This window comes from Streptomyces lincolnensis (assembly GCF_001685355.1).
In the GTDB taxonomy this organism is placed as follows: Bacteria; Actinomycetota; Actinomycetes; order Streptomycetales; family Streptomycetaceae; genus Streptomyces; species Streptomyces lincolnensis.
Genome location: NZ_CP016438.1, coordinates 8439005 through 8451469, shown reverse-complemented (window position 1 = coordinate 8451469; position 12465 = coordinate 8439005). Strand labels below are relative to the sequence as shown.

Genomic DNA, 12465 nt, shown 5'->3' with positions numbered 1-12465 from the left:
CGTGGACTTTACCGACGCGGCAGCAGCGCGACGGCGGCGGCCGGTACGGCGGCCAGCACCAGCCACGGCACCGCGGCCGGCAACCCGCTGTCCAGCAGGATGCCGCTGGCCGAACTGCCCACCAGGACGATCAGTCCGGACACCGAGGACAGCGCCCCCGTATAGAGGCCGAGACGGCCCTCCTCGGCGAGGTCGGGCACCCAGGCGCGGGCCACGGGGGCCACCAGCATCTGGCCGAGGGTCAGCAGGACGACGAAGCCGGCCGCGGGCAGCAGTCCCCGCGTGCCGGTCCAGCCGGCGGGCCGGGCCACGGCCACGACGGCGAACCCGGCCGCGATGAGCAGCAGTCCTGTCACCATCGACCGGCGCAGGTCGAGCCGGTCCCCCACCCAGCGGGTGAGGGGCAGCTGGGCAGTCACCACCAGCAGCGACGACAGCGCGAACAGCCAGGCCAGCGGGGCTTGCGAGCCCGCCGCGCGCTCCACCTCGGCGGGCAGCGCGAGATAGAGCTGGTTGTAGGCGAGCAGATAGGCACCGTAGGCGCAGCACAGCGCCAGGAACCGCCGGTTGCGCAGCAGCGGCCCCATCCCGCCGCGCAGGTGGACGCGCTCCCGGCCGGGTATGTGCTGCGGCAGCAGCCAGGCGTGCCCGGCGAGGACGAGCACGAAGATCCCGGCCCCGGCCAGGCACACCGTGCGGAAGTCCACCGACAGCAGCAGCGCGCCGATGAGCGGTCCGACGAAGGCTCCGGCCTGTCCGGCGACGGTGAACAGCGCGAGCACGCGGGTGCGGGAGCCGCCGTGTTCTTCGTGGACGATCGCCTGGCGGGCGACCTCGGACTCCACGGCGGGCGAGAACAGCGCGGCCGCGAACCCGATCAGCAGGACGGCGCAGATCACCGACCAGGTCTGCGCGGCGTACCCGAGCCAGGCGAAGCCGCCGATCCGCAGCACGCATCCGGCGAGGACGACCGGCCGGATGCCGTACCGGTCGGCGAGCGCCCCGCCGACCACGAACAGCCCCTGCTGGCTGAAGGTCCGCAGCCCGAGCACGAACCCGACCAGCCAGCCCGCCATCCCCACGGCCTGCCCCAGATGTGCGGACAGGAACGGCAGCACGGCGAAGAAGCCGATGTTGAAGGCGAGTTGGGTCAGGATCAGCAGTCGCAGCAGGGGCGACAGACGGTGGCGCCCGGACACCTGGCGCGGGCCTGCCGTCAGGGCGTTCGTCGGGGCGGTCGTCGGGGCGGTCATCGGGCTCCCACCAATTCCGGTGTTCGGGACGGCGGTTCCGCCGCGGTCAAGGGGATACGAGGTCGAGTCCGCCGCCCGCGCCACCGCACCCCGCCCGCCGCGCTCACCGCGAACGCCCCGAGCAGGGCGAGGACGGCGGCGGGGGCGAGGACGGCCCAGGGGGCGCGTTCGGCGTAGGGCTGGTTCTCGGCGAGGAGGAGGCCCCACTCCGGGGAGGGCGGCTGGGCGCCGAGGCCGAGGAAGGCCAGCGAGGCGAGAGCGAGCGCGATGCCGGGCAGGCGCAGCAGGGCGTGTCGGGTCACGGGCGGCAGCACGGCGGGCAGGAGTTCGTGCCGCAGGAGGTAGGGGCGGCTCGCGCCGAGTCCGCGGGTGGCGGTGAGGTGGAGTGCGGCGCGTTCCTGGCGCAGGAGCGCGGCGGTGTGCGCCGCGAGGGGCGCCCAGGCGACGGCTCCCACGGCGAACGCGGGGGTGGCGGTTCCGCTGCCCGCGACGGCGGTGACCAGCAGGGCGAGGAGGACGGGCGGTACGGCGTTGACGGTGTCGACGAGCGGCCCGGAGACCTGGGGCAGCAGCCCTAGCAGGAGGCCGGTGAGCAGGGCGGCGGCACTGATCGCGGCAGCGAGCAGCAGGGTGTCGAGGGCGCCGTGGGAGACCCGGGCGAGGACGTCCCGGCCGAGCGCGTCGGTGCCGAACGGGTGGGCACCGGAGGGGGCTTGGAGGCGTGCGGTGGTGTCCAGGGCGAGCGGGTCGCGGGGCAGGCCGAGCGCGACGACGGCGACGAGCAGCGCGCCGTACACGAGCGGCAGGGTCCGGCGGGCCGGGGGTGTCGGGCGGTGCAGGGAGGACAGTGCTCCGTCGCGCAGGGCGGGGCCGGTGAGGCGGTGGGTGGCGAGGGCGGCCAGTCCGGCGGCCGTGGCGGCGAGCAGCAGGAGGGCGAGGGTGCCGGCCTGGAGGACGGGCAGGTCCTGGGCGAGGGCGGCCTGGAGGGTGGTGCGGCCGAGGCCGGGGATGTCGAAGATCTGCTCCACGGCGACGGATCCGCCGGTCAGGCCGACGACGAACAGGCCGAGGTTGGGCAGCAGTCCGGGCAGGCAGCGGCGGACCGCCTGGCGGGCGACGCGCCGGCCGGGCAGTCCGCGGGCGTCGGCGGCCAGCGCCCACGGCTCGGCGAACGCGCCGGGCAGCAGGTCGTCCAGGAGCCGGCCCAGGACGGCACCGGCGGGCAGGCCGAGGGCGAGCGCGGGCAGGACCGTCCACTGGGGCCCGTACCAGCCGAGGGCGGGCAGCCAGCCCAGCTGCACGCCGACGACGGTGGCAAGGACGGAGGCGGTGAGGAACTCGGGCAGTGCGGCCAGGACCGCCGAGCCGCCGCCCCCCGCGCGGCGTCCGTGCAGGCGCCGGTGCGCGCCGAGCCAGAGGGTGCGGGCGCAGACCAGGATGGCGGTGAGGGCGGCGACCATCAGGGCCACCGCCATCAGCAGCAGGGACACCCCGAGGGCCTGGAGCACCGCGGGGGTGACCTCGGTGCCGGAGAGCCAGGACCGCCCGGCGTCCCCGTGCCACAGTCCGCCGAGCCACTGTCCGAGGAGTTTCACCGGCCCCTGATCCAGACCGAGTTGGCCGCGGATGTCGGCCAGCACCTCGGGCGTGGGGTCGCGGTCGGCCGACCGCGCCTTCAGGACGGTGAGGGCGGGGTCGGTGCGGGTCAGCCAGGGCAGCAGACCGATGCCGCACACGAGGGCGACCGCGAGCGCGGCACGCCACAGCAGTGCGGCCCCTTGCCGTCGCACGGTCAGCGCCGCGTTCCGGTGCCGACGAGGGTGCGCTCGTAGGGGTCGAGGAGCACCCCGCTGACCGAGGCACCGACGCCGGTGATGATCCGCTGGTGGACCAGCGGGACGACGGCGTCGGTGCCGAGGACGGCGGCCTCGGCCGTCATGGCCGCGTCCTGCCGCTCGGCGGTGTCGGCGATGCCCTCGGCCCTGGCCACGGCCTTGTCGACGCCCTTGTCGCACAGCTGGGCGATGTTGAAGCCGCCGTCGCAGGTGTAGTCACTGGCGAGGACGGCCACCGGGTCGCCGGTGTCGAGGAGGGTGTTGCGGGCGAGGACGACCGCGTCGAACTTCCCCCGAAGCGCGTCGCTCTCCAGGCGCGAGTACTCGCGGACCTCCAGCGCGACCTTGAACCCGGCCTTCTCCAGCTGCTGCTTGAGCACCTGGGCGACCTCGGGTAGTTCGGGCCGGTTGTCGTAGGTGGCGAGGGTGATCCGCGTGCCGTTCGGGGCGCCGGCCTTCGCGCGCCCGGCCGGCTGCTGCCGCTTGCCCTCGGCCCAGGTGACGGCGGGTCCGTAGATGCCGGCGCCGGGATCGGCGTACCCCTCGTACACGCCCTTGGCTAGCACGGAGGTGTCGACGGCGGCGCGGGCGGCGGCCCGGAGCCTCGCGTCCTTGAAGGGACCCGACCGCGCGTTGAGGAGCAGGCTCGTGCTGCGGGTGGTGGCCGTCTCCTTGCGGGTGTTCTTGTCGAGGGTCGCGGCCTGGGCGACCGGGACCGCCTCGGCGATGTCGAGTTCGCCGGTGCGCAGGGCGCTCGCGCGGGCGGTGCCGTCGGCGATGAAGCGGACGTCGACGCCGGAGGCCTGGGCGCGGCCGCCCCAGTAGTCGTCGTAGCGGTCGAGGGTGGCGGAGGTGGATCCGTCGACCTTGGTCAGCTCGAAGGGGCCGGTGGCGGTGCCGACCGGGTCGGCGGCGCCCCGGGCGTCGTACGCCTTCGAGGAGAGCACGGCGAGGCTGGGGCTGGACAGCCGCAGCGGGAGCACCGGGTCGGGGGCGCCGGTGGTGATCCTCACGGCGGTGCCGGCGGCCTTGGCGGTGAGGGTGACGCCGGACAGGGCGGCGGGCGTGGGCTTGGCCTCGGTGGCGTGGGTGAGGGACGCGGCGACGGCCCGCGGGGTGACCGCGGAGCCGTCCTGGAAGGTGGCCTCGCGCAAGGTGAACAGCCAGGTGCGGTCGTTCTCGCGGCGCCAGGACGCGGCGAGCGCGGGGGCCGCGGCACCGTTGGCGTCCAGGGCGGTCAGTCCCTCGGTGACGCCGAGGCGGCTGAGGAGGGTCGCGTCGGCCCCGTACGGCGAGAGGTTCTCGGCGGGCGGGAAGGCGAGGGCGACCCGCAGGCGGGCGCCGTCCTTCGCGTCGCCGTCGCCCGCGGAGCCGCCGCCCGAGGCGAAGCAGGCGGTCAGGAGCGGGGCGAGCAGCAGGGAGCCCAGGATGTGTCGGCGTCGCACGGTGGTCATCGCCCCATCGGTATCTCGAAGTGGACGACGTGGTTCCCGCCGCCGAGGTCCTCGCGCTCGTCGTGCACGACCTTGCCGAGCGAGCGCCAGAAGGGCTCGGCTCCCGGGACCGCCGGGTCGGTGTGCAGGTAGACGGAGCGGTAGCCGCCGTCCGCGGCCGCGAAGGCGAGCAGCTCCTCGACCAGGCGGCGGGCGAGCCCGCGCCGGCGGTGCTCGGGGCGGACGTAGACCCGGCGCAGCTGGGCGGTCTCGCCGGAGGGGAAGCGGTCGGCGAGACGGCGCGGGTTCGGCGGGTGGGCCGGGCCCCGGGAGTCGAGCGCGGCGGTGGCCACGACGGCTCCGTCGGCCGGGTCGACGGCGACGAGCAGGGTGTGGCGGGCGGGGGCGAGATAAGCGGTGGCCGGGTCGATGATGTCCGCGTGCCATCGGGGCACGTAGCCGGTTCCGAAGTCGCGGTAGACGGTGTCGAGCATCAAGGCTCGCGCACTGTCGATGTCGTCGGGGCTCGCCACCCTGATGCTGTAGTCACGCACTTGCACATCATATGCATTAAGCGGAAGAGGTTGATCGCGGTGCGATTTGACAGTGATCGACAACACGCCTAGAACCTACCGACATGACATCCATTTTCAAAACGATGGAGCGGTAGTGCGGATCGCGTTCGTCGGCAAGGGTGGCAGCGGCAAGACCACTTTGTCGGCGCTCTTCTCCCGGCATCTGGCGCGCTCGGGCGCGCCGGTTCTCGCCATCGACGGAGACATCAACCAACACCTGGCCGAAGCGCTGGGCCACGACGGGGACGACCTGGGCGCGCCCCCGCTCGGCGCCCACCTCCCCGAGATCAAGGAGTACCTGCGCGGCACCAACCCGCGGATCGCCTCCACCGAGGCGATGATCAAGACCACTCCGCCCGGCCGCGGTTCGCGTCTGCTGAGCCTGCTCGGCGACGACGAACTGCACGCCCGCCACGTCCGGCGCGCGGGTGACGTGCCCCTGATGGTCACGGGCGAGTTCGACGAGAGCGACCTCGGGGTGGCCTGCTACCACTCCAAGCTCGGCGGTGTGGAGCTCTACCTCAACCACCTGGTCGACGGCCCCGGCGAGTACGTCGTCGTCGACATGACGGCGGGCGCCGACGCCTTCGCCTCGGGACTGTTCTCCCGCTTCGACCTGACCTTCCTGGTCGCGGAGCCGACCCGCAAGGGCGTCTCGGTCTACCGCCAGTACCGCGACCACGCCGAGGAGTTCGGCATCCGGATCGCCGTCGTCGGCAACAAGGTGACCGGCGAGGACGACCTGCTCTTCCTCAAGGAACAGGTGGGCGACGACCTGTTGACCCACCTCGTCCACTCGTCCTGGGTCCGCGCGGCGGAACAGGGCCGCGGCGAGGACGACCTGGACACCCTGGAGCCCCACAACCGGCACGCCCTGAACGTCCTGCGCGAGGCCGTCGACTCCCGCCCCCGCGACTGGGACCTCCTCCACCGCCACTCCGTCGAGTTCCACCTGCGCAACGCCCGCTCCTGGGCGAACGCGTCGACCGGCCTGGACCTGACCACCCAGGTGGACCCGGACTTCGTCCCGGGCCCGCCGGCGCTCACCTGATCGACTCCCCCCTCACCGCAAGAGAACAGGACCCCCTCGCATGTCTCTCGACGTCTCCCCCGCCCTCCTCGCCGAAGCCGAGCAGGGCGACATCCGCGAAGCGGACTTCGTGGCCACCGTCCGCACCTCCCTGCCCTACGCCTACGACCTCATCGCCTCCCTCGCCGCCGACCTCAAGGGCGGCACCGCGGAGTTCACCGACAACCAGACCCCTCCCCCCTCCGAGAAGGAGCGCGGCCAGCTCCTGCGCGCCCTCGCCAGCGACGCCATCCGCGGCAGCCTCGAACGCCACTTCGGCATCGCCCTCGCCTTCCAGAACTGCCACCGCGTCGCGGCCTTCCGCCCGGACTCCCTCGACGGCGAGAGCTACTCGAAGTTCACGTCGGTGCGCTCCCAGGTGCTGAACCAGTCGCCGGAGTTCCGGGACTGCTGACCCGTCGACGGGCGCACCGGCCGTAGGCCCGTCTACTCGATGCCTGTCGCCTCGAGTAGACGGATCAGGTCCTGGCGCCCATAGCCGAGCAGTGCGGCACGCTGCGCGGCCATCAGCAGCAGTTGGGCAGCGATCTCGGCCCCGTATCCGTCCTTCCTGGCGTCGAACCACTCGTCGGCCTTCTCGATGCCGAGGCTGTTCATCACCACCCCGTGCTCGCACCGGACCTCGGAAACGGTGTCCGCAATCGCGTCCCACAACGTCGCTCCGGGACGTTCGCATTTCAGGGCGAGGCGGCCCCAGTCGACGGGCACGCACCCGACGGGCGGGTCCTCACGCAGGCTTGCATATCGCGCCCCGCCGAAGCCCACGCCGTCGAACGCGTCGTCCACCAGGGCGAACCGGTGAAAGCCGGCGGGCACGGGAGGGGGTGGAGGCGTGTACTCCCATCCCGCATCCTCGTACAGGCGTCGCTTGACCTCCTCCTCGTCAGTGTCGGTGACGGTGAAGTTCGTATCCTGATTGCGGCCGGTGGTCGAGCCGTCGGGATTGCGGTGGAAGGACAGACCCATGTGTGTTCCCCCGTGGTCCGTGACAAGTGGGGATTCCTCATCGCCGAGTCAAACGAGTGCCGACCCCACTCTGTGCCCGACGACCAGAACGTCACTCTCTCGGGTGACCGCATCCTCCGGACGCCGCCCAGCCTGCCGTGTTCGCTGACCCGGACCATCGCCGACGTGCGGTGGGAGGTCATCCGAGCCGGCCGTGACGGCCCATGGCGTACGGCCCTGTTGGGTCGCTAACAGGGCAGGCCCTCGAAGAAGGCCGCCACCACCCTCACGAACCGTCCCGCGTCGTCCAGCCAGGGAAAGTGCGCCGCGCCCGGCTGGACGGCCGGCTCGGCGTTCGGGAACAGGGTCGCGTACTCCGTCATCACGCGCTGGGGTCCCGCCACGTCGACCTCGCCCGACAGGAGCAGGACCGGGCCCGCGAACCGGGCCAGGGCCGCCCTCGTGGCCGGTGGGTGGAAGGCGCCGTCGGAGGCGTAGACGCCGGCGGCCTCGTCGTTGCGTTGCTCGTCCTCGGCCGCGCGGAACGCCTTGGTCTCCTCGTCCCAGCGGGCGTACCAGAAGGGGGCGACGGCCTGCCAGGAGTCCGGTGTGCCCCTGCCCTCGGTGACCGCCTCCAGGGCGGCGTAGGCCGGAGCGAACCACAGCTCGTCCCGGCGCAGGCGGGCGGTGCGCAGGCGGTCGTCCGCGGTGATCTCGATGCCGACCGCGTAGACGCTGGGGGTGATCAGGGCGAGCCGGGCGACGCGGTCGGGGTGGCGGGCCGTGTACAGGGCGGCGAGGTTGGCGCCCGCGCTGTGGGCCAGCAGGTCCAGGCGTTCCAGGCCGAGTTCCTTGCGCAGCGCCTCGACGTCGTCGACCTGGCGGTCGCAGCGGTAGGACGCCGGGTCCTCGGGCCGGTGCGACCGGCCCGTTCCCCTCAGGTCCAGCCGGATCAGGGTGCGGTGGGCGGTCAGACCGCCGAGGTCGCCCAGGTACACCGAGTCCTGCATCGGCCCCCCGGGCAGACAGACGAGGGGCGGGCCCTCACCGGCCACGTGGTAGCCGAGGAGGGTGCCGTCGGGGGCTGAGAAGGTGGGCATGGGCGTGAGGTTGTCAGCGGGGCGGCCGTGGGGCAAGCGGATTGATCGTGCGCTGCTGGGCCGCGTAGTCGACGTGGACGAGGCCGAAGCGTCTGTCGTAGCCGTGTACGCCGCCGTACTCGTCGGTGAGGCGCACTTCCCGAAGGCGCGTGGCCCGGCGCCGACACCCGGGGAGCGGCCCCTCCCGGGTGTCGGGAGGGGACGCTCGGTGCGGCTAACGCGCCGGTGCCGGGGCGTAGCCCGTGGGGCGGGCCGTGAAGGTGCCGCGGCCCTGGGTGCGGCTGCGCAACCGCGTCGCGTAGCCGAAGAGTTCGGCCAGCGGCACGGTGGCGGTGACCACGGTCGCGCCGGAACGCGTGGCCGAGCCGGTGACCCGTCCGCGCCGTGCGGCCAGGTCGCCGAGGACACCGCCGACGGCGTCCTCGGGCACGGTGACCGTGACCTCGACGACCGGTTCGAGCAGGGTCATCGCCGAGGCGCGCAGCGCCTCCCGCAGCGCGAACCGGCCGGCCGTGCGGAACGCCGTGTCGGAGGAGTCCTTCACATGGGTCGCCCCGTCGGTGAGCGTGACGCGCAGTCCGGTCACCGGGTGCCCGCCGAGCGGCCCTTCGGCGAGGGCGTCCCGGCAGCCGGCCTCGACGGCGCGCACGTACTCCTGCGGGACGCGACCGCCGACGACGGTGGACCGGAACGCGAAACCGGCGGTCCCGGCATCAGCGGTCCCGGCACCCGTGGTCGCGCCCTCGGGTTCCGGCTCCAGCGGTTCCACATCCAGGACGACATGGGCGAACTGCCCCGCCCCGCCGTCCTGTTTGACATGGCGGTACACCAGGTCGGTCACGCCCCGGGCGACCGTCTCCCGGTACGACACCCTCGGCCGGCCGACGGACATCTCCAGCGCGTGATCGCTCCGGACCTTCTCCACCGCGACCTCCAGGTGCAGTTCGCCCATGCCGGACAGCACCGTCTGACCGGTCTCGGGGTCGGTGCGGACCACCAGCGAGGGGTCCTCCTCGACCAGCCGGGCCAGTGCCGAGGCCAGCCGGTCCGTGTCGGTGGACCGGCGTGCCTCGACCGCGACGGAGACGACCGGGTCGGCCACGCCGGGCGGTTCCAGCACGACGGGAGCCTGCGGCGCGCACAGGGTGGCGCCGGGACGGGCGGCCTTCAGCCCGACGACGGCGACGATGTCCCCGGCGAGCGCCCGGTCCACCGGCGTCCGCCGGTCGGCCCGCACCCGCAGGATGCGTCCGACGCGCTCGGTGCGCCGCGCGCCCGCGTCCAGCACGGTGTCCCCCTTTCCGATCGTTCCCGAGTACACCCGCAGATACGTCAGCCGTCCCGTCGGGGTGGCGCTCACCTTGAACGCCAGCGCCGCGAACGGGGCGTGCGGATCGGCCGCCCGCTCCTGCTCCGCCCCGTCGTACGTGCCGCGCACGGCGGGCACGTCGAGGGGCGAGGGCAGATACGCCACCACCGCGTCCAGCAGCGGTTCGACACCGCGGTTGCGGTAGGCCGAGCCGCACAGGACGACCACGCCGTCGCCGCTGCGCGTCAGGTCGCGCAGGGCCGAGGCGAGGGTCTCGGCGGAGAGCGTCTCCCGGTCGCAGAACTCCTCAAGGGCGGCCGGATGCCGTTCGGCCACGGCCTCCTCCAGGAGCCGGCGCCGTCGTCCCGCCTCCTCGCGCAGGGCGTCCGGCACCGGCCCCTCCTCTGCCGTGTCGCCGCCGTCGGCCCAGGTCAGCGCGCGCAGGCGCAGCAGGTCGACGACACCGGTGAAGCCGTCCTCGCGGCCGATGGGCAGCTGCACGACCAGCGGGGCCGGGTGCAGCCGCTGCCGGATCGACTCGACGGCCGCGTCGAGGTCGGCGCCCGCCCGGTCCAGCTTGTTGACGAACGCGATCCTCGGCACGCCGTGCCGGTCCGCCTGCCGCCACACCGACTCGCTCTGCGGCTCCACGCCCGCCACGGCGTCGAAGACCGCCACCGCGCCGTCGAGCACCCGCAGGGAACGCTCCACCTCGTCGGCGAAGTCGACGTGGCCCGGGGTGTCGATCAGGTTGATCCGGTGCCCGTCCCAGGAGCAGCTCACCGCGGCGGCGAAGATGGTGATGCCCCGGTCACGCTCCTGCGGGTCGAAGTCGGTGACGGTGGTGCCGTCGTGGACCTCGCCGCGCTTGTGCGTGGTGCCGGTGGCGTACAGGATCCGCTCGGTGACGGTGGTCTTGCCGGCGTCCACGTGGGCGAGGATGCCGAGGTTGCGGACGGCGGTGAGGGCATTGATGTCGGTGCGCACGGCCCGGGGCCTTTCGAAACGATGTGGGACAGGGCGGCGCGATTCCCGGACGGCTCAACGGACTTGACGGCACGTCAACCGGCATGTCGTGGCCGGGCGTTGACGTGGGGCAGGTCGGTCAGAGGGACGTCGCGGGCATCCGGTACCGGCCGCGCAGCGGGTACCGGACGGACGGGGACACGAGGATCACCTCGTGCAGCGACCGGGGAACGACGACAGCGGTGCGGTAGCGCACGGCTCGTCTCCCCTCGCTGGTCTGCCTGTTCGGGACACGCGCGGCCGTTGTGCTCGCGGGCGGCGCGTGGTCAGTGGCGAGTGTAGGCAGCCGGGGCGGGCACGGTCACTTGGTTTTCCCGCTCCCCGGCCCGGCCCGCCCTGGCCCGGCCCACCGGATTCACACGCGCAGCCCCTGGAGGCCGTCGTAGGCGGACATCACGACCTCCAGGCCGCGGGTGTCCTCCTCCGGTTCGCGCATCTGGTTCGTCACGTACACCACCACCGAGCGGGCCTCGGGTTCGATCATGACGAGCGAGCCGCCCCAGCCGCCCCAGCCATACGTGGTGCCGAAGAGGCCGTAGCCCAGGCCGTAGCGCACCGGCATGCCCAGGATCCGGTCCTGGCCCGCGAACTGCTCCTGCCACGCGCGCTCGCAGCCCGCCGCGGACAGCAGCCGCGTCCCGCGCACAGCTCCCCCGCACACCATCACCGACTGCGCGAGGGCGATCGAGCGCGCGGTGCCGAATCCGCTCGCGGCGGGGATCTCCGCACGGCGCCAGGCGACGCTGTTGCCGTCCCGGACCCGTACGCCGTTGCCGCCCGCCGGGGCGGTGCTGCCGGGGGCACGCGCCGCGTAGTCCTCGTCGCGGTGGGGCGGCGGGACGGTGAGGGCGACACGGTGATCGTGCTCGGCGGGCAGGCCGATGTGGAAGTCCGCGCCCAGCGGCCCGGTGACCTGCTCGGCCAGGAACTCCCCCACACCGCGCCCGGTGACCCGGCGGATCACCTCGCCGACCAGGAACCCCTGGGTGAGCGAGTGGTATCCGGCCTCCGTGCCCGGCTCCCACCAAGGCGCCTGGGCGGCGAGGCGCGCCGTGACGGACTCCCGGTCGTACAGGTCCTCGGGGGTCACCGTGCCGTCCCAGTCGGGCAGGCCCGCGGTGTGCGAGAGCAGGTGCCGCACCAGCACCTGCTCCTTGCCCGCCGCGGCGAACTCCGGCCAGTACCGGGCCACCGGCACGTCCACGTCGAGGTCGCCGCGGTCGGCCAGGATCAGGGCGCACAGGGCCGTCATCGTCTTGGTGACCGACCAGACGCCCACGAGCGTGTCGCGCTGCCAGGGGATCGTGCGCCCGGCGTCCGCGTGTCCGCCCCAGACGTCGACCACCGGTTCACCGTCCACGTACACGGCGACCGAACCGCCCGCGTCCCCGGCGTCCAGGAGGTCACAGAGCGCTTCGGGCACCGCGGTGAACAGATCGTCGTACGAGCCCTGGATGTCAGCCATGTCCGGCATTCAGCCCGCCGGACGCCGCGCGGTCAACCGAATTTCAGACGACGGTCTCGCAGTAACCGTTGGGCCGGCCGCTGACGTGCATGCAGACGGTGTCGCCGGTGCGCAGGAGGGTGTGCGGCCTGAACTCGCCCGAGAGGCTCGTCGGAGTCGACATGGTGGAGATCGACCCGGACGCCTGCTGGCCGTTGACCGTGAACATGAGTCCCGGGCTCGACGGGGGCGGCGTGAAGCGGAACCAGTAGCTGTAGCCCGTGGTGGCGCTGCCCCGGATGCCGTAACAGACGGGCGCCTCGGGGATACACACGGCCGTGGTGCCGGCCGGTGAGGCCGGTGCCGCCTGGGCGGTGCCCGCCGTCGCGAGCGGAAGGGCGAGGGTGGCGGCGGCCATGGACAGCCCCACCAGCAGACGTCTCGATCTCATGAAG

General features: G+C 73.4%; 12 protein-coding genes. 2 read left to right on the top strand and 10 right to left on the bottom strand.

Going from position 1 to position 12465, the window contains the following annotated elements:
* Positions 1 to 8 precede the first annotated feature (8 nt).
* Genes SLINC_RS37275 through SLINC_RS37260 form a run of 4 tightly spaced genes read right to left on the bottom strand, consistent with a single transcriptional unit; the run spans position 9 to position 5075 of the window.
* Positions 9 to 1253, bottom strand: a complete 1245-nt coding sequence (locus SLINC_RS37275; protein ID WP_067442839.1) for an MDR family MFS transporter — start codon at positions 1251 to 1253, stop codon at positions 9 to 11.
* Positions 1250 to 3043 (bottom strand): ABC transporter permease subunit, encoded by a 1794-nt coding sequence (locus tag SLINC_RS37270; protein WP_067442838.1) that lies wholly within the window; start codon positions 3041 to 3043, stop codon positions 1250 to 1252. The genes SLINC_RS37275 and SLINC_RS37270 overlap by 4 nt, the downstream gene beginning before the upstream one ends.
* 2 nt (positions 3044 to 3045) lie before the next feature.
* The gene (locus SLINC_RS37265) at positions 3046 to 4542 is read right to left on the bottom strand and encodes an ABC transporter substrate-binding protein (protein WP_067442837.1); all 1497 of its coding nucleotides are present in this window, start codon (positions 4540 to 4542) and stop codon (positions 3046 to 3048) included.
* On the bottom strand, positions 4539 to 5075 hold the full coding sequence (locus tag SLINC_RS37260; RefSeq protein ID WP_079164924.1) for a GNAT family N-acetyltransferase: 537 nt from the start codon (positions 5073 to 5075) through the stop codon (positions 4539 to 4541). Before SLINC_RS37260 ends, SLINC_RS37265 begins: the two co-directional genes overlap by 4 nt.
* A gap of 115 nt (positions 5076 to 5190) precedes the next feature.
* Here SLINC_RS37260 and SLINC_RS37255 point away from each other — a divergent pair, with 115 nt between their 5' ends.
* Together SLINC_RS37255 and SLINC_RS37250 are read left to right on the top strand one after the other, a co-directional pair.
* Positions 5191 to 6147, top strand: a complete 957-nt coding sequence (locus tag SLINC_RS37255; protein WP_067442835.1) for an ATP-binding protein — start codon at positions 5191 to 5193, stop codon at positions 6145 to 6147.
* 40 nt (positions 6148 to 6187) lie between these two features.
* Positions 6188 to 6580 carry an SCO5389 family protein gene (locus SLINC_RS37250; protein WP_067442834.1) on the top strand — a complete coding sequence of 131 codons (393 nt, stop codon included), beginning with the start codon at positions 6188 to 6190 and terminating at the stop codon, positions 6578 to 6580.
* A 32-nt stretch (positions 6581 to 6612) separates the two neighbouring features.
* Here SLINC_RS37250 and SLINC_RS37245 read toward each other — a convergent pair whose 3' ends face one another.
* The 6 genes from SLINC_RS37245 to SLINC_RS37225 form a co-directional block, all read right to left on the bottom strand.
* Positions 6613 to 7152, bottom strand: a complete 540-nt coding sequence (locus SLINC_RS37245) for a hypothetical protein (protein WP_067442833.1) — start codon at positions 7150 to 7152, stop codon at positions 6613 to 6615.
* Between the two features lie 227 nt (positions 7153 to 7379).
* Positions 7380 to 8231 carry an alpha/beta fold hydrolase gene (locus SLINC_RS37240; RefSeq protein WP_067442832.1) on the bottom strand — a complete coding sequence of 284 codons (852 nt, stop codon included), beginning with the start codon at positions 8229 to 8231 and terminating at the stop codon, positions 7380 to 7382.
* Positions 8232 to 8244: 13 nt separating this feature from the next.
* Complete coding sequence (locus tag SLINC_RS48205; RefSeq protein ID WP_152039046.1) at positions 8245 to 8367, bottom strand: family 1 glycosylhydrolase; 123 nt, start codon at positions 8365 to 8367, stop codon at positions 8245 to 8247.
* 78 nt (positions 8368 to 8445) lie between these two features.
* On the bottom strand, positions 8446 to 10527 hold the full coding sequence (gene fusA, locus SLINC_RS37235) for an elongation factor G (RefSeq protein ID WP_067442831.1): 2082 nt from the start codon (positions 10525 to 10527) through the stop codon (positions 8446 to 8448).
* A gap of 394 nt (positions 10528 to 10921) precedes the next feature.
* Positions 10922 to 12031, bottom strand: coding sequence for a serine hydrolase domain-containing protein (locus SLINC_RS37230; RefSeq protein ID WP_067442830.1), 1110 nt, complete (start codon positions 12029 to 12031; stop codon positions 10922 to 10924).
* A gap of 43 nt (positions 12032 to 12074) precedes the next feature.
* Positions 12075 to 12461 carry a hypothetical protein gene (locus tag SLINC_RS37225; protein ID WP_152039045.1) on the bottom strand — a complete coding sequence of 129 codons (387 nt, stop codon included), beginning with the start codon at positions 12459 to 12461 and terminating at the stop codon, positions 12075 to 12077.
* Positions 12462 to 12465 lie beyond the last annotated feature (4 nt).